Source organism: Longinema margulisiae, assembly GCF_025266855.1.
Lineage (GTDB): Bacteria > Spirochaetota > Brevinematia > Brevinematales > Thermospiraceae > Thermospira.
Genome location: NZ_CP053071.1, coordinates 328,140 through 350,041, shown reverse-complemented (window position 1 = coordinate 350,041; position 21,902 = coordinate 328,140). Strand labels below are relative to the sequence as shown.

The window sequence follows — 21,902 nt, the reverse complement described above, 5'->3', positions numbered from 1 at the left end:
TCTATGCCAGAGGTCAAATACAAAGTCGAGGGCATGCATTGTGCGAGTTGTGCCCAGACTGTAAAAAGCGCTCTTCAGGGGGTGGAAGGGGTACATTCGGTGGTTGTTGATCTAGGAACGAAGACGGCAAGGCTTTCTCTCAAGAAGGAGGTTCCTTTTTCTGTTCTTGCTCAGGTGGTGAAGAAGGCAGGGTATGATCTTGTCGCTGAAAAGAAAAAAGAAGAACTTTCTCTCCGAAAAGAGAGAAAGCGTCTTCTTTTCTCATGGGTAGTGACTCTTCCCTTAATGGTAAAGATGCTCCTTGCGATGGTTTTTCACATCGATGTTTTTCCCCATTCTCTCGGGATGGTTATTGATCTGGTGGGGAGTGGGGTGGTTATTTTTGTTTTTGGTTTTCCTGTGATTCGTCGGACCTTTCTCTCTTTCAGGAATTTTGTTTTTACCATGGATGCTCTGATTGGGATTGGAGCGATGGCTTCTTTTGCTACGGGGGTTTTGCGGTTTTTCCGTTTTGAGATAGAGGATTTTTCAGTGATTGGGGCCATGATTATGGCTATTCACCATATTGGCAATTATATCAAAGAGGCCGCTACAAAAAAAGCAGGAGAGGCGATACGAAGACTTGTCGAACTTGGGGCCAAAGAGGCTCATCTGGTGGTGGCGAATGGAATACAGGACATTCCTATCACTGAGCTCAAGAAGGGGGATATTGTCTTGGTGAAACCTGGGGAGAAAATTCCTTCTGATGGGGTCATTGTGGAGGGAAGTGCCATTCTTGATGAATCAATGGTGACGGGAGAATTTCTCCCTGTGGAGAAAGGCGTTGGTGAGCAAGTGATAGGGGCTACCATTAATCTTCATAGTGTAATCAAGGTAAAGATTGAGAAGGTTGGGGAAGAAACCTTTCTCTCTCAGGTTATCCGTATGGTGGAAAATGCCACGGCTTCAAAGGTTCCTTTCCAGCAGGCAGTGGATAGGGTTACCGCTCTTTTTGTGCCTGTAATTCTGGTTTTTTCTCTTGTGACTTTTGTGGCATGGCTGTTATTTCCAGAGGTCATGAGAACACTGCTTTTTTTGCCGGGGATGAGAGAAACGGGAGGGATGGTGTCACAGGCTCTTTTTGCGGCGTTAGCGACGTTAGTGATTGCTTGTCCCTGTGCCCTGGGACTTGCCACTCCCACGGCTCTTATGGTGGGTATGGGTAGGGCGGCTTCTCTGGGAGTGCTTATTCGAAATGGGGAAGCTATTCAGCGGATGAGGGAGATAGATACGATTGTGTTTGATAAAACAGGGACGCTTACCATAGGAAAGCCTGTGGTAAGAGAGGTGGTTGCGAAAGATCCTTCACTTCTGTTTGAATTAGCGTGGGCTATGGAGAGTCTTTCCACGCATCCCTTATCGAAAGCTATCATGGTATTTCTCTCAGAGAAGGGGTATTTTTCTTCTTCTGATGAAGGGGGAGTAAAGGGGGTCCAGAATATTCCAGGACAGGGAATGAAGGGGTGGTATCAGGGTTGTTCTGTGGTTGTGGGGAGTCTTCGGTTTCTGAGGGAGGAGAAAATTTTGCTTTCTCCTGAGGATGAGGCTCGTATGGAATCTTTTTCTCATCAGGGTATGACAATAGTAGCCATAGGATATGATGGGAAGTTCGTCGGGGGTTTTGCTCTTGCTGATTCTTTGAAAAATGAGGCTCGTGAGGTGGTCAGAGTTCTGCACGACAAAGGGATTCGAACTGTGATGCTCACGGGGGATCATCGTATTACGGCAAAGTCAATAGCCGAAGAACTGGGTATTGATGAGTTTTATGCCGAACTTCTCCCAGCAGATAAAATTTCTCTTCTTCAGAAAATACAGGCAGGTGGTCATAAGGTGGCCATGGTTGGTGATGGTATCAATGATGCTCCTGCTCTCAAACAGGCTGATGTGGGGATAGCCATAGGGACAGGAACTGATGTGGCTATAGAAGCGGCCGATATGGCCCTGGTAAGTGGGAGTCTTCTTGGTGTATATAGGGCGTTTATTATCTCTAAGATGACATTTCAGAAGATTCAGCAGAATCTTTTCTGGGCTTTTTTCTACAATGTTTTGGCTATTCCCCTTGCTATGACAGGAAACCTGCACCCTGTGGTGGCTGAGGTCTCGATGGCTCTGAGTTCCGTGAGTGTAGTGATGAATTCACTCTTGTTGAGAAGGAAAACAAAAGGTCTCTCAAAAGGTTTAGCTGAGGATGAGGTAAATAGCTACATGTGATTTTCTATTGGATGTTTTTACTAAAAGATGGTGGTAAAAAAGGGAGAAGACACGTTTTTTGTAGTTTGAGACCTTTGCACATTCGTGCAAAGGTCTCAGTTTTGGAAAAAGGCTATTCCCTTGTTTCAGCTACAGAGGGGCTTTTGCTGAAACAAAGTTATAGCCAATTCTTTTTTTCAGTTTCCCCTCGTCTTCTCCTCAAAATGTGAGTTTTCTTGACAAAAATGGTGATTGTATATACAATATAACCAACGTGGAGGAGACTCATGGAAATCGGTACTGAACAGAAAGGAAATGTTATGGTCATTCGATTGTGGGGGGACCTTGATCTCTACCATGCGGGGAAGTTTCGTCAAACGCTTGATGAGATTTTCGGGAAGGGCATCTACAACCTTGTGTTTAATCTCGAAAAAACCCCTTACATTGATAGTTCGGGCATAGGGGTACTGGTGTATGCCAGAACGACGGTCACAAAAAAGGGGGGGAAACTCGCTCTTGTGAATCCGCAGGAGACTATTCTGAAGGTTCTGGATATCAGTCGACTCCGGGCTTTCTTTGATATCTATAGTTCTGAGGATGAGGCTATCGCCCAATGCTCCTGAGACCATGGTCCTACCCATCTCTTCTTCGCTGGAAGCAGATGATGTGGGTAGGATTCGGGGTATTTGTGGTGGGGCTTGCCTTGTGGTATGAGAAGAATGTAGCGTCTCTTTCCTGGTATGCTCTTCTAGTGTGGGGAATTCTGCTTGGGATAGGTTCTTGGGAGTTGTTTACCACCCCTTTGTGGACGGTGGATCCCTCTTGCAGGCGAGTTTCTCGTCAAAGGTTATTTCAGTTTGTGTCGTGGTCTTTTGAGGATATCCGTTTTGTGTTTTCTCCTCTTCTTCACAAAACATGGCAGGAAAAACTTCGTGTGTCTTATTTCTTTGGGATTGAGGAAAACCATGTGTTCTGGAAGGTGGGGGTTCTTTCGGAAAAGGAATATACTTTTTTGCAAGAAATAGCGAAACAATTTCATATTCCTGTGGAGGTGAGGGATGAGGCTTTTTGAGGGTATTTATGGTATTGTGACGGAGAAACTCTGTGGAGGGCGACCTCTTCTTGATGTGGCTAAAGAAATGATTGAAGGCGGGGTGAGGATTTTGCAGTATCGGGAGAAGGAGGACAAACCCCGGGGAGTTCAGTATGAAGAGTGCTGTTCTCTTCGAGAGATGACAAAGAGGGCGGATGTTCTTTTTATTGTCAATGATTGGGTGGATTTAGCCTTGGCCTGTGAGGCTGATGGGGTTCATATAGGGCAGGAGGATATCCCTCCTGAAGTGGTCAGAAAACTGATTGGAAAAAACAAAATGATAGGACTTTCGACGCATAGTCCTCTGCAGGCTCAGAAAGCCCTTGAGAGTGGGGTGGTTGATTACATTGGGGTGGGGCCGATTTTTCCTACACAGACAAAAATCCATCCCGAGGGTCCAGTTGGGCTTTCCTATCTCGAGTATGTGGTAAACCATATACCGCTTCCTTTTGTGGCTATTGGGGGTATCAAAGAATATAACATTGATGAAGTACTCTCGCGAGGAGCAAAAACGGTGTGTCTTGTCACAGAGATTACGCAAGCGGCAGATGTGAAGGCAAAAGTAGAGCATCTTGTGAACCATCTGAAAAGATATGGTATTGAAAGTTGAGGAAAAAGGTGAGAACGGGATTTTTTGAAGGTAAAAAAACATGAAAAATCTTCGCTTTTTTGAGGGTTTTGCTGTATACTCCATGCAGTTTCAGAGAAAGATAAGGAGGAAGTGATGAAGAAAGGTCTTTTCTTGTTTCTGGTGGGAGTGGTGATGAGTATGTATGCCAAGACGGCAATGTCGCCCGCGCCAGCTCCGGTGGTGATGAGGTCGCCCAAAAATATTATTCTTCTCATTGGGGACGGATTTGGTGTCTCTCATCTCTCTGTGAGGGTGCTTTCTGGTTCTGAGGTATGGAAGAGGTTTTCTTTCACCGGGCTTATGACCACCTATGCCGAGGATGCTCTTGTGACAGATTCAGCGGCAGGTGGGACAGCTCTTTCTACAGGCAGGCGAACGAGAAATGGGTTTATTGCTATGAGTCCTACGGGAGAGATTCTTCCGACGCTCATGGAGTATGCCAAGAAAACCAAGAAAGCCACAGGACTTGTGGTTACCTGTACCGTGACCCATGCGACCCCTGCGGTTTTTTATGCCCATGAGAACTCTCGCGCCAATGAAAATGCCATTGCTCTCTGGGTGACCAATGAAACCATGGATATCATGGTGGGAGGGGGGCTTTCTTATTTTGGCTATCGTTTTACCAATGAGGATATGGTGGCAAAGTATAATGAGTGGGCAGGAGTTCAGACAAATGTGGTGTCGCTTGCTCAATGGATGGCTTATCGGGGCTGGAGAGTGGTGTCCAATACAACGGATTTCTTTGCTCTCCAGAAGCAGCGAAGGGTTTTAGCCCTGCTTTCCTATGGAGCTCTTCCCTATGTAGCTCAGGGACGCACGAATAGTTTAGGCGAGTTGACGGCAAAGGCTATCGAACTTTTAGCCGGAGAGACAAATGGCTTTGTGCTTATGGTAGAAGGATCCCAGATTGACTGGGCGTCTCACGACAACAATGTGACCAATTTGTTGCCGGAGATGGTGGACTTTGAAACGGCCGTGGAGGCGGCTTTAGCCTTTGCCCAGAAGGACAAGCATACCCTCGTGGTGGTGACAGCGGATCATGAGACAGGAGGGCTTTCTATCCCCGGAGGGGTGAGAGAAAAATTTGTGCGGGTGAATTTCAGTAGCAAGGATCACACGGCAGCGATGGTGCCCATTCTTGCGTATGGTCCTGGTTCTGACTATTTTACGGGTATTCTCAATAACACTGAGGTGGGACAGAAACTCATTGAACTGGTGCAGATCAGGCAAAAGTGAGAACATAACTCCCGGGGTATGAGAGCTACAAAACTCAAGGGGGCTTTTTGGGAGAGAATGTCTGGATAAGAAAAAGGCTTCCCACGATATCGTGGGAAGCCCTTTTGTTTCTCACAAAGACAGGGTACTAATACCATCTTCGGCTGGCTTTTCCTAACCCCTGCAGACGGGTTGGATTGATAGGTTTACTATATCGGCGTACTTCAAAGTGGAGATGAGTTCCGGTAGAACGTCCCGTATTTCCCATTTTTCCGATAGTTTGGCCCTGATTTACGTATTGCCCTTCTTTGACTGTTGCTTTGGCGAGATGTCCGTAGACGGTTTCATACCCCATCTGATGTTTGATGATAACACAGAGTCCGTAGCCTCCTTTCCAGCCAACGAAGGTGACACGCCCTTCTTTGCTGGCTCTGATGGGAGTTCCATATCGGGCAGCGATGTCTATGCCGGCATGATAGCCCCGTCCTCCCGTGAAGGGATCAATGCGGATACCAAATCCCGAGGTGAATCGCCCACGTACAGGTTTGATAAAGAGATATCCTAAGGCCTTGGCTCTTTCTTCAGCGGTGAGAGATGCTCCAGGAAGGAAGAGGATATCTCCTGCACCGATAACATCCTCTTCAATATCGTTATAGTCAAGGATATCGTCCACGGAAACCTTGTATTTTTTGGCTATTTTGTCGAGGGTATCGTCTTTTTTGACCACGTAAAGTACACCGTCCATATTAGGCACAAGGATTTTATTGCCTGGTTTCAGAAAATGGGCATTGTCGATACTGTTGAGGCTGATAAGACTATCCATGGAGGTACCAAGTTTTTTTGCAATAGAAGCAAGATTTTCTCCCGGTTGGATTTCATAAAAATAAAAATGGAGATCTTTGTTGGCGTTGGAGGAGATAGGTTCGCTTCCACCAAGACCACGAGGGGAAAGGTAATCCTTGATTTGTTGTTCTATGATCATCGTTCCGATGTGAGAGACAGCTTGAGAACTATGAGAGAGCCTTTTCATACCAGCCAAGGCGAGGACAAGGCTTACTAACAGGAGAATCCCTGTACTTATCATGAGACCCTTGAAGGAAAGAGAAGAAAAAGAAAAACGAAACTTTTTTCCACTTGCGGGAGAAGTGGATTCAAAAGAGGTATGACGTTTCCCTGAAAAGTAGTTTTTGTAGTCCCTCATGGTATCTCCTTAGCGTGTACTATCATTTTCGGCAGAAATGGTTTCATTCTTTATGGCGAGAAGGGTTTTTCGGATGTCATGGTGAGCCCTTATATCGTGAACTCTGACGATGGAGGCTCCTTCCATCCAGGCGAAGAGATGAGCGGCTAATGTTCCATAGAGCCTTTCCTCGGGGGGAAAAGGGTTGTCAGGGGAAAGGATTTTGCCGAGGGTTGACTTTCGAGAGGCACCAATCAAGACTGGAAGCCCAAAACTACAAAAAGCGGAGGTGTGTTTGAGAATAGTGAGGTTGTGTTCTGCTGTTTTACCAAATCCTATGCAGGGGTCAATAATGAGGTTTTCCCGTTTTATTTTGAAGGAGGTTAAACTCTTGATGCGATCCTCAAAATATTCAATAAGCTCTCGTATCACATTCTCATAAACGGGGTTTTGTTGCATGTTTTTTGGGGTACCCTTGATATGGCCAATGATGCCGATAGCCTGGGTTTCCGCCAGTACCGAGGGCATAGCCTCATCAAAGGTCATCCCACTGATATCATTGATGATATCCGCTCCTGCTTCGATAGCCCTTTTGGCCACCTCTGCCTTGGTAGTATCAATAGAAAGAGGGATATCAAAGTGCTTGCGCAGGCTCTCAATAACGGGAATGGTGCGTTTGAGTTCTTCTTCGAGGGGAACGGGATCAGAACCCGGGCGGGTGGATTCTCCCCCGATATCAATGATGTCCGCCCCTTCTTGTATCATGAGTTCAGCCCGTTTGAGTGCCTCATCAGGGGAAAGATATTTTCCCCCATCGAAAAAAGAATCAGGGGTTGTGTTCAAAATCCCCATAATCAGCGGCCGATGATAAGAGATAACACGACCGTGGGGAGAGGTTTGTTCTACTAATGGTCGCTGGAGGTGGTTGAGAAGGGCATCAAGACGATTGGTGAGTTCCATGAGAGTGGGATAAGGGTGGGCCCGGAGTTTGTTGACGAAGTTCCGAAGGACGGAAAAAGACCCAAGGAGAATCACATCCGTCTTTGATATCTCACAACTCACACTTTTCTCATGAACCACCGCATCCCCTTTCTGGGAAAGCATCTCCTGTTTTATAATATTGGCCATGGCCGGTTTGATATCGTGAATGTAGATGGGAACAATATCGCTTTTTGAAGCGAAAATACTGACAGCACGGGGATCGCATCTCACCCTGAGAATATCATCTTTAATAGTTTGTCGTGGATAAGCAAGGGGATAGAGGGTCATCATTTTATCCTTACGACAGAGTAGTCATACACAAGCCATTGGCCAGAGATATTCTGATAGAGTTTGAAGTAGTAGCGTAAGATATAGCTCTGGCTTCGCACAGCAAATTCCACATCAGAGATGACTTCGGCTTCTGTTCCTTTGATGGTGGCTTCTTTGATGGTATACTGAAGGATTCTGTCCTGCCAGTGAACGGTAAGGTATTTTTTGAACTCTTCGACGATCTGGAGGCGATATCGTCCTGTTCTGGCGGAGAGATAGGCTTCTTTGTAATCATCAAAGGCCATGATGAGTTTTTCTGCATCGATGTGGAAGAGAAATCTCTCCCAGTCTTTTTTGCTTTTGGCATCCCACATGTCGGCGATGGCTTCATAGGGGGGAAGCTTCATGAGAGCCTGGAATTCTTCCTGACGACGGAGATCTTCTTTGGCCACACTTTCTTCAATGACCTGAGGGGGTTTGATGAGAATCTTGTAGGTGAAGGAGCGACGCACGTCATTGGTGAGGTCTGGTCTGCGGTAGAAAAGGCCATTGATAGAGTAGTATCCTACTTCCGAGAGGTCAAACCATTCATTGATGTTGATATCACGGGAGAAGGATTCACCAGGCATCAGAATAATCTTTCGAAATTGACCCACGTCAGACAGTACCGAAGATTTCGTTATCTGAAAGTTATCACGGAGTCCTACAGGAATATTCTTGGTGGTGCGGATGTCAAAGAAAAAGGTTTCATACACCAGAGGGGAAACATAGATCTCCTGAGGCCTATCCGAGAGATTGTACACGAGAATCTGCACAGGAATATCTTCGTTGATTCTATACGCCTGTTTGTAGAATTTGAGTTCTACCTGGAGGTCTTGGGCAAAAAGAGGAGAAAAACAAAGCCACAAGAAAAAGAGAGAGAAACGCTTCATCGATGGCTCCTTCTGATGATTCTTTTTATGGTATCGGCTGTTTTAGCCCGAGGCTTGAATGTCTTTTTAGACTTGACGATTCTCAGGAGGAATATGTATATTTTATGCAAAAATTCAAGAAAAAGGAGTGATACTATGGCGAAAGACTTACTGTTTTCGAGTGAGGCACACCAGAAGATTTTGGCTGGTGTGGAAAAACTGGCCCGAGCTGTTGGGGCTACACTTGGTCCTCGTGGTCGCAACGTGGTGATTGATAAGAAGTTTGGAGCACCCACGATCACCAAGGATGGTGTGACCGTGGCCAAGGAAATCGAACTCGAGGACAAGTTTGAGAATATGGGTGCTCAGTTGGTGAAGGAAGTGGCTACCAAAACCAATGACATTGCTGGTGATGGTACCACAACGGCTACTGTGCTTGCTCATGCGATTATCCGGGAGGGTTTCAAGAACGTCACCGCTGGAAGCAACCCTACCCTCATCAAGAAAGGGATTGACAAAGCGGTGGATGCTGTCGTGGCTGAACTGAAGAAACTCGCCAAGAAGGTGGAAACCCGTGAAGAGATCCGTGATGTAGCCGCTATTTCTGCTAACAATGATATGACCATTGGTGAGTTTATCGCTGAGGCTATGGACAAGGTGGGCAAGGATGGAGTGATTACCGTGGAAGAGTCCAAGTCTCTTGAGACCTATGTGGATGTGGTGGAGGGTATGCAGTTTGACCGTGGGTATCTCTCTCCCTACATGGTGACCAATGCTGAAACCATGGTCGCTGAACTCGATGATCCTTTCATTCTTCTCTATGACAAGAAGATTTCTTCGATCAAGGAGATTGTGCCTCTTCTGGAAAAGATTGCTCAGTCTGGTCGTCCTCTTCTCATTGTGGCTGAGGATGTGGAGGGAGAGGCTCTGGCCACCCTCATTGTGAACAAGCTCCGTGGTACATTGAACTGTGTGGCTGTGAAGGCTCCTGCCTTTGGTGATCGCCGAAAGGCTATGCTTGAGGATATTGCTATTCTCACCGGTGGTCAGGTGATCTCTGAAGAGAAGGGTATGAAGCTTGAAAATGCTACCCTTGCTGATCTTGGTCGTGCAAAGAAGGTCAAGGTGGATAAGGAAAACACCACTATTGTGAGTGGGGCTGGCAAGAAAGAGGCTATTGAGGCTCGTATCAAACAGATCAAGAAACAGATTGAAGATACCACTTCCGACTATGATCGCGAAAAACTCCAGGAGAGACTGGCGAAACTCGCCGGTGGTGTGGCTGTGATTCGTGTTGGTGCCGCTACTGAGGTTGAACTCAAGGAAAAGAAGGCTCGTGTTGAGGATGCTCTTTCCGCTACCAAAGCCGCAGTGGAAGAAGGGATTGTTCCTGGTGGTGGTCTCTCTCTGATTCTTGCTCAGAAGGCTCTTGATGGTCTGAAGGGAGAGAATGAGGAAGAGCAGGTTGGTATTGAGATTGTACGCCGGGCTCTTGAGGCTCCTATGCGCAAGATTGCGGATAACTCCGGTATTGATGGTTCGGTGATTGTCCACCGCGCGAAGGAATCCAAGAGTGGTATGGGGTACAATGCTCTCACCAATGAATGGGTGGATATGATGAAGGCTGGTATTATTGACCCTGTCAAGGTGGAGAGAACAGCCCTTCAGAATGCGGCTTCTATTGCTGGGCTTCTTCTTACCACTGAGGTGATGATTACAGATAAGCCTGAGAAGGAAAAAGCTACCGCTCCTAACCCTGGTATGGGAGATATGTACTAAGACAAAGCAAAAGCGCCCGGTTGTCCGGGCGCTTTTTTTGTTTGAGAGGGAGGACTATGACTTTGTTTCAGCTAAAGGGTCTTTGGGCGGAACAAGAGAATATCTTCCGACCTGTGCTGGAGGGAGGTAGGGGCTATTACCATGTTTCAGCCTGAGGGAAGGCTTTTTGCTGAGACATGGGAATAGGGCCAGCCCTTTTCTCTGGGAGAAGGGTGCCGGGAGATTTTGCTATGACCTTATTTCAGCAAAGGGGGCTCGTTTGCTGAAACATGGTGATAGCCGGGGTAGGCTTTTCTCCCTGAACGAAGGTGGTCGTCATTGTTTGGGTTTGTATGGAGGGAGGTTAAACGTTTAACCAGAAGGTGGGTTTGCTGAAACATGGTAAGAGCAAAAGACATGTGGAGTTTGTATAGAGAATGGTTAAACGTTTAACCGGCGGGGTGGTTAGCTGAAACAGGGTGATAGCAATAACCATGAGGGGGTGGATAGAGAGAGATTAAACGTTTAACCATTGCCTTTGGCTGAGACAGGGTAATAGCCGGGCGCCCTGCGGTCTCAGAAAGCCCCCTTCTTGCTGACCCGTCCCCCTCCCCCGCCCCTGCCTGCGGTGCCTTCTGACAGAAGCCACCAGGGGAACACGTGCCCCGCGGACCTGGTGGGAGAAGGCCCTCCCTGGAGAAGGGGGCCCGTTCTTTTTTTACCCCCCCCTTATTTTTTCTGTACCCCACTTCGACTTCGCTCAGTATCCGCCTGGCCGCTTTTGCGGTTGTGTGTCCTTTGTCGTGGAGTGGGGAAGTCCTTCCGGAGTGAGGGTGCAGGAGGCACCCGGGGCGACCTCTTCTGTTGCTCTGCCCGAAAAGCCCACCGAAGCGTAGCCGCGGGGCCCCCGCTTTGGCGGGGAATCGGCGGAGCGAGGTGGGCGCTATGCTTCCGAAGTCAGGAGGACGAGGTGAGGTCGCCCACGGAGGAAGGGCTTGCCCTTCTCAAGGGAAATGTTCTCCCATGGCCCGCAAAAGCGGCCCATGTTCCGTCCGAGGCGCATGCGTAGCATGCGACGAGGACAGGGCCCTTCTGGAGCCGGTGCAGGGGCGGGGCGGGGATTTCAAAAGGGGCGGGGAGCCCCTTTTGTCCCGCGCGGAAGCGCTCTGAACTTCCTCCGCTTCCATGCCGATAATGTGAAAGACGACGAAGGATGGGCGAGGGTGAGTCTTGTGAACTTAGCCTACATGTCGAGGAATGAGTTCGGGCAGAAGACGGCGATGGATGTGATAAACGGGAAGAAGCGGATCAGGTTTGATTTAGGTGAGGAGGGGCATTACGGGGAGGCGGGAGAAAACGGAACTATACATTTGAACAGGAGAGCAGTAACAGAGAGAACGGCGGAAGGGCTCATATTTTTTGCTTCTACTGTAGCCAGGGAGGGGGTCCTGATAGATTCAGGTCTTAGGGGCGATGATAGAATGACGGCATATGCGAGAGAGCTGGGGGCTACCGGTATACAAACGATGATATTGGAAGGCCTGAGTAGCAATTTTGGAGTAAATGTATATGAGAGTGATAGTGAATATTCAAAAGTAGCGAACTTACTTGCTTATAGTACGGAGAGAGGAGATTTAAGCATGTTCAACTGGGAAAGTGGCAACAGTTTGTGGATCAATGAATTGGGGCTGGATATAAGGAATCAGAGAAATAACAGGAGCAGGGAAGGAGATAAGAAATTGGGGGATGTGATGTGCAATGTAACGGCTCTTTCGATAGCGTTAGTAATGATGCCAGGTAACGAGAAGGAGAGGGAGGTTGCCAGCATGGGATCTCCTGGCTGGATATGGAATAAGAGAACATCTCAACTTGAAGATGAACTGGAGGAGAAGCGAAAACAGATGAGCCTGTATTTAGTGAGCAAATATGGAACGGATGCAAGGACCATGTTTTCTACATTGATAGAACTGGCCATAGCGAGTGGAGTGGTCCAACGAGCAGAATATAGACCTGATGAGTATGGTGTGCAATGGATTTATATGGATGGAGCAAAGGCTTTTCACTATTGGGGTAAGGAAAATAAGAACCATCCAACACTTGAGAATATGAAAAAATTTTTCTTTAAGTTAAAGAATGAGATGCGGCCCGGTGATCAGCTGATTGTTGGAGGGCAATTCAATGTGGTGTATGAAGATGGAACGAGGAGGGTATTGGGGCATATTGTGTATGTGCAGGAGATAACAGAGGATGGGCTGCGGATAGTGGATCCCTATGGGGGGTATGTGAAGTATGCGATGCAGAATTACGGGGATTTGAGGTATAACAGTGTTGAGGAAAATCTCTATAGAAGAAATGACAGGGCAAAGGAATTCGGGCAGGAGTTTACGTCGTATTATTTTCTCCCCTGGGAGAAGGTATATGAGCATGGAGTTGGCAGGAATGCCACCCTTCTTTTGAGGCCTGTGGAGCAAAAGAAACCAGAATATGATCTTTATCGACGTCTGAGATATTATGGAACATTGATGGAGGAATAGTATGAAAAGAAAAAAGGTATGGATTTTTTGTCTTCTGGTGTGTTTAGTTAGTTGCGGCGAGAGTAAGCTTAAGATAATTGAGACTAAAGTAATAAGTGAAACTGAACCTTATACAAAAGCGGATGAGAATGTGGTGGTAAGAAATGCTAATATAGGTTTGAGAGAGGAAACAGTAGAAATATATAATTGGTATGATATTATAAATGAAATAAAAGAGTTGGCGGATAAAGACAGGGCTACATTTTGTATAATCAGTAATCTTAGTGATTATCTTGTATTTCCGGTGTATTGCTTAGAAATATCTAAAAAAGAGTTAAAAAGGAAAGATAGTTTACCCTATGCTATAGATATTTTGCCTGGCTATGCGAAAAACGAGAAAACTTTTAAAATATATAATCGCCCTAAAAAAATTACACTTGAATTTTATCAAGTTACCGGTCGAGCAGCTCGCAGTCAATATGAGGAAGCAGTACCAGGTGAAACCCGACTGGTATATTCATTAGTAGTAGAATTGACGGATGAAATTGGATGGCACAGGCTGAATATTAGAATGAAGCCAATAAAAGGAGTTTATGAACCAGATATCGGAGGTCGACTAATTATAGAAGATGTGTATCCAGGAGAGACCAATCTTACCGCCATATCTGAGATACGTTTTCTGTATAGGAAGGGGGAGAAGTAAGGAAAGAAGCGACGAGGCGGGAGTGGGAGCGGGAGGTGAGCGGACAGCAGGTGGAGCAGATGATAGCGCTGAAGAAGATGTACGGGATATCGTTAGACAGGGCGCAGGAGAGCAAAAATCTGATGGCGGCGCTTTCGTACTTTGCGATGAGCGGGGAGGAGGGTGTGCTTGATGAGACGGAGAGCGGGAGGGCGTTAGCGCCTCTCGTAGCAGGCGGTGCGGTGTTGACGATAGCACTAATAATGGAGTCATGTACCTCGGAAGGAGGACAGAAAAAGGATATAAGTGAGTTTTTGAAGAATTTAGAAGTAGCGATGCCGGAGAATGAGAAGCTGAAGAAATTCCTGCGAGGGGAGAAGGATCAGGGGGAAGGAGAAAAGAAAGAAGCGTTAAAAGACTTGATAAAGATCACGAATCAATATAAAATATTTACGGGAGGGGAAGGAGATATAACGGAAGATTTACCGGAGATAACGATATTACAGCAACTCAGTCGTTACCGGAAGGAAGCGATTTCTGTGGGTTTAGAGCGATATGGAGGGAAGTCGTGGGAGAAGGTTTTGAAGGAAGCGGGGACGAACAAACAGGAATTCAGCCAGAAGCTGGAACAGAAGATAATAAGGGCGGCTGGAGTAAAGAAGAATGTGCATGTTATTGATTTGAATAGTGAAGAAGGTCGTAAGGTGAAAAAGGAATACGAATACTTTGCGAAGATAACGACAGTGAGATTGGGCGGGAATTGGGAAGAGGTGAAGAAGTGGTGGGACGAGAGTAATTTTTTCATGATAGGAGAGGAAGGCATGGGGAATGGGTATAAGCCAAAAGGCTTCAGGGGGCATTTTTACAATGATCGGATAACTGTCTTCAGAGAGGGGAAGATAGTAGAGTTTATGAGGGCGAATGTAGATCCGGAGGATGAGAAGAGGTTTGGGACAGTAGCGTCGAATTTGTATGGTATGTTTACGATGAAGAGGGAAGGGAAATCTTTCAGCGAGATTACCAATGGGGTAACGAATACGTATGAGGACTATCTTGCGCTTAAACTTTCAAATCTCAATACGGGCAAGGGCACGAACTGGTATGATATACCGCAGGATTCCAATGTGAATGGGGGCATAAATCCCAGTAAGAACAAAGAGAAGGGGCAGCCGGAGTGGGGAATATGGGGAGCGCTTGTTCATCCCGGAGGACCCACCTACAACTGGTCTGAAGGTTGCCAGACCATCTATTATGAGGACTACCCGGAGTTTATGGAGTTGTTTTGGGACAAGAAGCTTAATGAAGGGAAAGGTGGGTATAGGTACGACTTAGTTGGGTATTACTTTTTGTTAACCCAGTAGGAGGGGACGATGAAGAAAATTTGTATAATCGCTTTTCTGGTTAATATAATATTTATTCAATGTTATGGAGAAGATTTTCCAGCTTTGTTTTTCAAAGAAATAGAAGCTCAAAATTTTATTGGAGGGCAAAATATTTTTAGATATTGGCCTGGTAATTTGGTTGACAAAGATCTATCGACAGCTTGGGCGTATTCTCGAGCGGGAACTGATAATTTGTTTTATACTCGTGCGATAGTTTCTTTTTCTTTTTTGAATACTAATTGGATAGATGAGATTCGAATATGGAATGGATACGGAAAAAGTTCTGATTTATGGAAGAAAAATAATCGGGCTAGAGAAATATCAATATTTATTGGAATTTCAGGAACAAAAAGTTTTACAAATATAGAATATGTTTTGAAGGACACAGATGGATATCAATCTATTAAGTTTAGTCCGGTTTTAGGGAATGAAGTAAATGTACAAATTCTCTCCACCTACCCCGGCACGATGTACGATGATACATGTATAAGCGAGATTGAGTTCTGGTATCAGGGGCAGAAGTATGAGGTAGCGAATCTAGAGGAGGCGAAGCGGGAGTTTGTGAGGAAGAGGAAAAGGGAGAAGGTATGGGGAGTGGTGATGGGGGGAATCTACGTAGTTGAGTGGCGAGGGAGTAAGGAGAAGTCGATTTACGGGTATCTGACGTCGGAGGGAGAGGTGATAGAGACAGGGGACAGGAATTACTGGATTCATGATATGGTATATAGGACCATGGTTGTCAAAAAGACGAATAATTATGGTTGGCGGAATGATGTATGGGGATGTGATCTTGAGTGGGAGATAAGGGAGGATGGTTTTTATTATCGTGTGAGGGAAGGGGATATGAAGAGGCAGATAAATGAGTTAAAAAGGCAAGGATATGGGGTGTTTTCGTATCCTGATGAGATAAAGAAACAGATAAGGAAGGGATGGGAGAAAATAGAGAAAGGGAAAGTGGTGGGGAAATGGAAGGTAGACAGTTATGGGAACCTGTGGATGGATATGGGGAAGGGGTGGCAGATATATGAGGATGTGGTGATTGGCTTGATGAGTCGATATGGTGAAGGGGTGGAGAATGTGCCACCTGAAGGGCAGACAGCGGAGTTTAAGGCGAACAATGCAGGTTCTGAGTTATTTATAGGGAACAAGAGGCAGGGGGTGGAAGTGTACACATTGTTTTCTTTGTGGGAGCAGGGGAAATTAAAATTGCCGGTGGAATAGGGTCTGGGGGGATATGAAAGCGCAGATGACTGAGGAGGGGAAGTTTTTTGTGTTTGGTGAAGAGGGGATGGGGAAGGGGGTGAAGACGAGAAGAGGTGGTATATACAACGACAGGCTGACGGTGATCAAGAATGGGGAGATAGTGGAGTTCAATGTAGCGAGTGTAGATCCTGATCCCGGGTATACGACGCCGAAGCCGGGTCTGTACAATGTGATTACGGGCATACACAGGAACAAGCGAGCGGCGAAGGGGAGTGATGGGAAGAGTTATCCGGATTATTTAGCGCTTCTGGTATTTCAGGCGTCGGCTGATGAATCGATACAGAAGAAGATGAAGGGCGGGAATCTGACGTGGGAGGATGTGAGGAATTCGGACAGGGCCCGACGACTTCCGGCGTGGGAGGCGAACGGGAGGGATGGAGATATAAGCGGGTGGAATATGCATGCTGGAGGGACAGAGACGCTTGGGTCGGAAGGGTGCAGCGTGATCATGAACGGGCTGATTAATATTAGAAAAAAAAGTGAAGGTGACCCTGACTGGCGTCCTGATCTGGAAGGGGACTACAGCAGGGTGTTTATGGAGTTGTTTAGGGATAAAGAGAGAAACTTTATATATAATCTGGTGGGATATTATTTTCTGTTAACTCAATGAATGGGGAAAGATAAGAGAGGAGATGGGTGGTTTATTATAAAGGGAATTTTATGTAGGAGGAAATGTATGATAAGACGTATAAATATAATTTTGGTTTTGTGGTGTTTATGTTCCGGTCATCTTCCGGGGTTTGTGAAATATTTTCATGCGGATAGTATGATTACGGGGAAGGCTGTTCTGGATTATTCTCCTATAAATATAGTGGATAATAACCTTGCTACCTGCTGGGCTTATAATACTCCGGAGAAAAAATCGAGAATAGTGTTGAGATTTACGAATTTTATTCCCATTGATGAAATTCGTCTGTATAATGGGTATCAGAAGAGTTCTAATGTTTATAAAGCCAATGCCAGAGCCAAAGAAGTTCGTTTGAGTTTGATAAAGGATACACGAGAAATATTTGATCCTTATGCTAATTATGGAACCAAAAGTAATGTATGGTTCTGGGAAGGTCAGTTAAAGGATACTTTTCAAGTTCAGGTTTTCAAGTTCAAACCTGTGGTTGCGAATGAGTTTTATTTTGTGGTTCTCTCCACCTACCCCGGCACCACGTATGATGACACGTGTATAAGCGAGATTGAGTTCTGGTATCGTGGTCAGAAGTATGAGGTAGCGAATCTAGAGGAGGCGAAGCGGGAGTTTGTGAGGAAGGTGAGGGAGAATGCGAGGTGGGGGGTTGGGGAGCCCTATGATACGGAGACGTATATAAAGGAGAGTGGTCCTGAGGTGGAGAGGAGGCTGGCGGCTTACGGGATAACGAATGTGGAAGTGCTTGACCAGACGGGGAAGATGGAGACGGTGGGGAGGCTTGCATCTGTGGTTCGTGTGAGATGGTGGGTTCCTGAGGAGGGGAAGGGATATAGGATGGTTTTGTATGCGCAGAAGAAGGGGAGCGGGTTTAAGAAGAGGAAGGTGGTGAGGAGGAGTGAGGAAGGGGATGATGAGTATGAGTTGAGGGAGGTGGTGAAGATAGGGGAGGCGAAGGTGGATGAGAATGGGACGACGTGGGCGAAACTTGGGAATAGTGAGTGGAGGGCTGTGGTGATTAGGTCAGGGTATGGGCGGATGCTGATGAGTGATTATTTTGAGACGTTCGGGATAGGGGATGTGGTAGGCGAGGGGCATGTGGCTCCGTTTCCGGAGGATGAGTGAGGGGTATTGTCCTGTTTCAGCCTGTGGGGACTGCTCTCTCCTTTTTTCAAACGAGTTGGGTGTATTGGTATGTCCTGTGGGGTCTCATGTCTTCTGTTTGAGAGAAGGGGAGAGGAGAGGGTGTTGCTGAGACACAGGAATAGGACCAGCCCTTTTCTCTGGGAGAAGGGTGCTGGGAGATTTTGCTATGACCTTATTTCAGCAAAGGGGGCTCGTTTGCTGAAACATGGTGATAGCCGGGGTAGGCTTTTCTCCCTGAAAGAAGGTGGTCGTCATTGTTTGGGTTTGTATGGAGGGCGGTTAAACGTTTAACCAGAAGGTGGGTTTGCTGAGACATGGTAAGAGCAAAAGACGTGTGGAGTTTGTATAGAGAAGGGTTAAACGTTTAACCGGCGGGGTGGTTAGCTGAAACAGGGTGATAGCAATAACCATGAGGGGGTGTATAGAGAGAGGTTAAACGTTTAACCATTGCCTTTGGCTGAGACAGGGTAATAGCCGGGCGCCCTGCGGTCTCAGAAAGCCCCCTTCTTGCTGACTCGTCGTCATGGCCCGCCCCTGCCTGCGGTGTCTTCTGACAGAAGCCACCAGGGGAACACATGCCCCGCGGGCTGGTGGGAGAATGCCCCCTTCTGGAGAGGAAGACCCGTTCTTTCTTTCACCCCTTTTTTCTATCCCCATACGCTTCCCTTTTGCTGAAACATCGCCATAGCCCCTCCAGCCCCTGCCTGCGGTGTCTTCTGGCAGAAGCCACCAGGGGAACACGTGCCCCGCGGACCTGGTGGGAGAAGGCCCTGTTCTTTTATCACCCCCTTTTTTTTCTGTACCCCACTTCGACTTCGCTCAGTATCCGCCGGGCCGCTTTTGCGGTTGTGTGTCCTTTGTCGTGGAGTGGGGAAGTCCTTCCGGAGTGAGGGTGCAGGAGGCACCCGGGGCGACCTCTTCTGTTGCTCTGCCCGAAAAGCCCACCGAAGCGTAGCCGCGGGGCCCCCGCTTTGGCGGGGAATCGGCGGAGCGAGGTGGGCGCTATGCTTCCGAAGTCAGGAGGACGAGTTGAGGTCGCCCCGCGAGGAAGGACTTTCCCTGGGGAGTGGGATTTCTCACTACCCGCAAAAGCGGCCTGTCTTCCGTCCGAGGCGCATGCGTAGCATGCGACGAGGACAGGGCCTTTCTGTGGTCATCTACCGCCGCAGAAATGGGCGGGGCTCTTGGATCCATCTCGGCGAGGGGGAATGGTAGCCGTTGGGCGTGTAAGAAGCCCTTATGAACCGACAAAGACAGCCTACGGGAAACACAAACCTAAAAAAATTTCCTTTTTCTGTTGTTTTGTGTTATACTTATACGAGAATCCTTTCAAGGAGTGAATATGGGAATCCTTACTTCGTTAGTTTATGCCATTATCGGGACAAAGCAGCAACGAGACATCAAAAAACTGCGCCCTTTTGTCGAAAAGGTCAACGCTTTAGAACCAGAAATTTCAACTCTTTCCAATGATGCGTTAGCCCACAAAACGGAGGAGTTCAAAGAGAGGCTCTCCAAGGGAGAAACGCTTGATGATCTCCTTCCTGAGGCTTTTGCGGTGGTGAGAGAAGTGGCCAAACGAACACTCAATATGCGCCATTTTGATGTTCAGATCATGGGAGGAGTGGTTCTCCACCAGGGCAAGATTGCCGAAATGAAAACCGGAGAAGGAAAAACGTTGGTAGCCACACTTCCCTTGTATTTGAACGCCCTTACAGGGAAGGGGGTGCATCTGGTGACGGTGAACGATTATCTTGCCCGTCGAGATGCGGTGTGGATGGGCCCCATCTACAAGTTTTTGGGGCTTTCTGTGGGGATTATTAACCATGAAAAGAGTTATTATGTGGACTGGGAGGATATCAGTCAGTTCAAAACAACGTATCGTGAATGTAGCCGGCAAGAAGCCTATCGATGTGATATCACCTATGGAACCAACAATGAGTTTGGGTTTGATTACCTTCGGGACAACATGGTGTTTTCCCTTGAGCAGAAGGTTCAGCGGGGGCATTATTACGCTATTGTGGATGAGGTGGACTCCATTCTCATTGATGAAGCAAGAACGCCGCTTATTATTTCCGGTCCAAGTGAAGAGGCAACAGACCTTTATTATAAGGTGGATAGGATTGTTCCCCGTCTCACAGAGGCTCAGGTAAATGACAAAAACGAACCCATCGAAGGAACTGGGGATTATGCCGTGGATGAGAAGGACAAAACCGTGGTGCTTACCGAACAGGGTATCGAAAAGATTGAACAGCTTTTGGGAGTGAAGGAGCTGTATTCACCACGCAATAGCAAGCTTGTGCATCATATCATCCAGGCTATTCGGGCTCATCGTCTTTATCACAGGGATGTGGATTATGTGGTGGAGAATGGGGAAGTGGTGATTGTGGATGAGTTTACGGGACGAAAGATGCCAGGACGTCGCTGGTCGGATGGGCTCCATCAGGCTATTGAGGCCAAGGAAAGGGTCTCTATTCGTCAGGAATTCCAGACGTTGGCCACCATTACCTTTCAGAACTACTTCCGCATGTACACCAAGTTGGCTGGTATGACAGGAACCGCGGAAACAGAAGCCCAGGAATTCTATTCTATTTACCATCTTGATGTGGTAGTGATTCCTCCCAATGTTCCTGTACAGAGACGGGATGATCCGGACAAAATCTATATTAACGAGGCGGCAAAGTTCAAAGCCATTGTGCGAGATGTAGAAAAATATCACAAGATAGGGCAGCCTATCCTGATAGGAACCATCTCTGTGGAGAAATCAGAAAGGCTTTCCAAGATGCTTCAACAGCGTCGTATTCCCCACAATGTGCTCAATGCCAAGTACCATGAAAAGGAAGCCGAGATTATTGCCCAGGCCGGACAGCCCTATGCGGTGACGATTGCGACAAACATGGCCGGTCGTGGAACAGACATCAAGCTTGCCCCTGGAGTGAAGGAATTAGGGGGGCTTTTAGTTATCGGAAGTGAACGGCATGAATCCCGCCGTATTGATAATCAGCTCCGTGGTCGTTCAGGGCGTCAGGGAGATCCGGGCCGATCTCAGTTTTATGTATCCCTTGAAGATGATTTGATGCGACTTTTTGGGATGGATAACCGGATTCAAATGATGAAAAACCTTGGATTTAGTGAGGATGAGGAGATTCAGAGTAAGCTTATCTCCAATGCTATCGAAAATGCGCAAAAACGAGTGGAGAATAGAAACTTTGAGATCCGTAAGCACCTTCTTGAGTATGATAACGTGATGAACGAACAGCGAACCTATATCTATCGCTTGAGGGATGAGATACTTGATATTACCCATCATCCCGAGGTGGTTGATACGATCATTGACCTTGTGATTGAGGACAAGATAAGTACCTTCCCACAACCCACTCGTCCCCATAATTGGCCTAAGGAAGAACTGGAGAAGTGGTTGAAACTCCAGTTCATGGTCGAGCTTCCTGCGGACTGGAATCCAAGGGATGCAGACGAGGCAAAAGAGATCCTTCATCGTCTCATCAAAACCAGGGTGTGGGATAGGTTTACCCATGTTCCTGAGGCGATTCGCTATGATGCTTTGAAATATGTGCTTCTCAGCACCTTAGACAACCGCTGGAAGGAACATCTCAGGGCGATTGACTATATTCAGGAGAGTATTTCTCTCCGTCAATATGCAAGCAAGAATCCCATTGTGGAATACAAGGTGGAGGCTTTTGATCTCTTTGCCAAGATGCGTTCGAACTTTATGGCGGATGCCCTTGCCATGCTTGCCCACCTTGAGATTCAACTCCAGATGGAAGAAGTCCCTGTGGAAACAGGTCCACAGAAGATTGAAGCCCGTCATACAGAGTTTGGCCAGTTTGGGGCTATGAGAGCGGCCAATCCCGGTATGGAAAAACCCAAACCTGTGCAGAGAGGACCTAAACTTGGACGAAATGATCCCTGCTGGTGTGGCAGCGGAAAAAAATACAAATATTGTCACTACGAGGCTGATCAGAGGCAGGCAAGATCGAGTTAAGTGTGGCAGAC

General features: G+C 47.1%; 17 protein-coding genes. 13 read left to right on the top strand and 4 right to left on the bottom strand.

Features of this window, described 5'->3' with window-relative positions; genetic code table 11:
* Positions 1–3: 3 nt before the first annotated feature.
* From BREVNS_RS01565 to BREVNS_RS01545, 5 genes are all read left to right on the top strand, one after another.
* The gene (locus BREVNS_RS01565; protein WP_483427322.1) at positions 4–2,250 is read left to right on the top strand and encodes a heavy metal translocating P-type ATPase; all 2,247 of its coding nucleotides are present in this window, start codon (positions 4–6) and stop codon (positions 2,248–2,250) included.
* Positions 2,251–2,516: 266 nt separating this feature from the next.
* Positions 2,517–2,852: an STAS domain-containing protein gene (locus BREVNS_RS01560; protein WP_483427321.1), complete on the top strand. Its 336-nt coding sequence runs from the start codon at positions 2,517–2,519 to the stop codon at positions 2,850–2,852.
* Positions 2,843–3,301 (top strand): hypothetical protein, encoded by a 459-nt coding sequence (locus BREVNS_RS01555; RefSeq protein WP_483427320.1) that lies wholly within the window; start codon positions 2,843–2,845, stop codon positions 3,299–3,301. The genes BREVNS_RS01560 and BREVNS_RS01555 overlap by 10 nt, the downstream gene beginning before the upstream one ends.
* The gene (gene thiE, locus BREVNS_RS01550; RefSeq protein WP_483427319.1) at positions 3,288–3,932 is read left to right on the top strand and encodes a thiamine phosphate synthase; all 645 of its coding nucleotides are present in this window, start codon (positions 3,288–3,290) and stop codon (positions 3,930–3,932) included. Before BREVNS_RS01555 ends, thiE begins: the two co-directional genes overlap by 14 nt.
* Positions 3,933–4,046: 114 nt before the next feature.
* A complete protein-coding gene (locus tag BREVNS_RS01545) occupies positions 4,047–5,189 on the top strand; it encodes an alkaline phosphatase (RefSeq protein ID WP_483427318.1) in 1,143 nt (380 codons plus the stop codon).
* A 127-nt stretch (positions 5,190–5,316) separates the two neighbouring features.
* Here BREVNS_RS01545 and BREVNS_RS01540 read toward each other — a convergent pair whose 3' ends face one another.
* From BREVNS_RS01540 to BREVNS_RS01530, 3 genes are read right to left on the bottom strand one after another with little or no spacing between them, the layout of a single operon-like run.
* On the bottom strand, positions 5,317–6,369 hold the full coding sequence (locus tag BREVNS_RS01540) for a peptidoglycan DD-metalloendopeptidase family protein (protein WP_483427317.1): 1,053 nt from the start codon (positions 6,367–6,369) through the stop codon (positions 5,317–5,319).
* 9 nt (positions 6,370–6,378) lie between these two features.
* Entirely contained in the window at positions 6,379–7,617 is a 1,239-nt protein-coding gene (gene folP, locus BREVNS_RS01535) for a dihydropteroate synthase (RefSeq protein ID WP_483427316.1), read from the bottom strand.
* On the bottom strand, positions 7,617–8,531 hold the full coding sequence (locus tag BREVNS_RS01530) for a hypothetical protein (RefSeq protein ID WP_483427315.1): 915 nt from the start codon (positions 8,529–8,531) through the stop codon (positions 7,617–7,619). Before BREVNS_RS01530 ends, folP begins: the two co-directional genes overlap by 1 nt.
* Positions 8,532–8,666: 135 nt before the next feature.
* Between BREVNS_RS01530 and groL the strand changes: the two genes are divergently transcribed.
* The 7 genes from groL to BREVNS_RS01495 all read left to right on the top strand — a co-directional run bounded on the left by groL (position 8,667) and on the right by BREVNS_RS01495 (position 17,870).
* Positions 8,667–10,289 carry a chaperonin GroEL gene (groL, locus tag BREVNS_RS01525; protein WP_483427314.1) on the top strand — a complete coding sequence of 541 codons (1,623 nt, stop codon included), beginning with the start codon at positions 8,667–8,669 and terminating at the stop codon, positions 10,287–10,289.
* Positions 10,290–11,491: 1,202 nt separating this feature from the next.
* On the top strand, positions 11,492–12,802 hold the full coding sequence (locus tag BREVNS_RS01520) for a hypothetical protein (protein WP_483427313.1): 1,311 nt from the start codon (positions 11,492–11,494) through the stop codon (positions 12,800–12,802).
* 1 nt (position 12,803) lies between these two features.
* Complete coding sequence (locus BREVNS_RS01515) at positions 12,804–13,484, top strand: hypothetical protein (RefSeq protein WP_483427312.1); 681 nt, start codon at positions 12,804–12,806, stop codon at positions 13,482–13,484.
* Positions 13,485–13,543: 59 nt separating this feature from the next.
* Entirely contained in the window at positions 13,544–14,824 is a 1,281-nt protein-coding gene (locus BREVNS_RS01510; protein ID WP_483427311.1) for a hypothetical protein, read from the top strand.
* Positions 14,825–14,833: 9 nt separating this feature from the next.
* Positions 14,834–16,066 carry an NADase-type glycan-binding domain-containing protein gene (locus BREVNS_RS01505; RefSeq protein WP_483427310.1) on the top strand — a complete coding sequence of 411 codons (1,233 nt, stop codon included), beginning with the start codon at positions 14,834–14,836 and terminating at the stop codon, positions 16,064–16,066.
* Between the two features lie 13 nt (positions 16,067–16,079).
* The gene (locus tag BREVNS_RS01500) at positions 16,080–16,718 is read left to right on the top strand and encodes a hypothetical protein (RefSeq protein WP_483427309.1); all 639 of its coding nucleotides are present in this window, start codon (positions 16,080–16,082) and stop codon (positions 16,716–16,718) included.
* A 66-nt stretch (positions 16,719–16,784) separates the two neighbouring features.
* On the top strand, positions 16,785–17,870 hold the full coding sequence (locus BREVNS_RS01495; RefSeq protein ID WP_483427308.1) for an NADase-type glycan-binding domain-containing protein: 1,086 nt from the start codon (positions 16,785–16,787) through the stop codon (positions 17,868–17,870).
* Positions 17,871–18,255: 385 nt separating this feature from the next.
* Here BREVNS_RS01495 and BREVNS_RS01490 read toward each other — a convergent pair whose 3' ends face one another.
* A complete protein-coding gene (locus BREVNS_RS01490) occupies positions 18,256–18,468 on the bottom strand; it encodes a hypothetical protein (protein ID WP_483427307.1) in 213 nt (70 codons plus the stop codon).
* A 765-nt stretch (positions 18,469–19,233) separates the two neighbouring features.
* Here BREVNS_RS01490 and secA point away from each other — a divergent pair.
* Positions 19,234–21,891, top strand: coding sequence for a preprotein translocase subunit SecA (secA, locus tag BREVNS_RS01485; protein ID WP_483427306.1), 2,658 nt, complete (start codon positions 19,234–19,236; stop codon positions 21,889–21,891).
* The last annotated feature ends 11 nt before the right edge of the window (positions 21,892–21,902 follow it).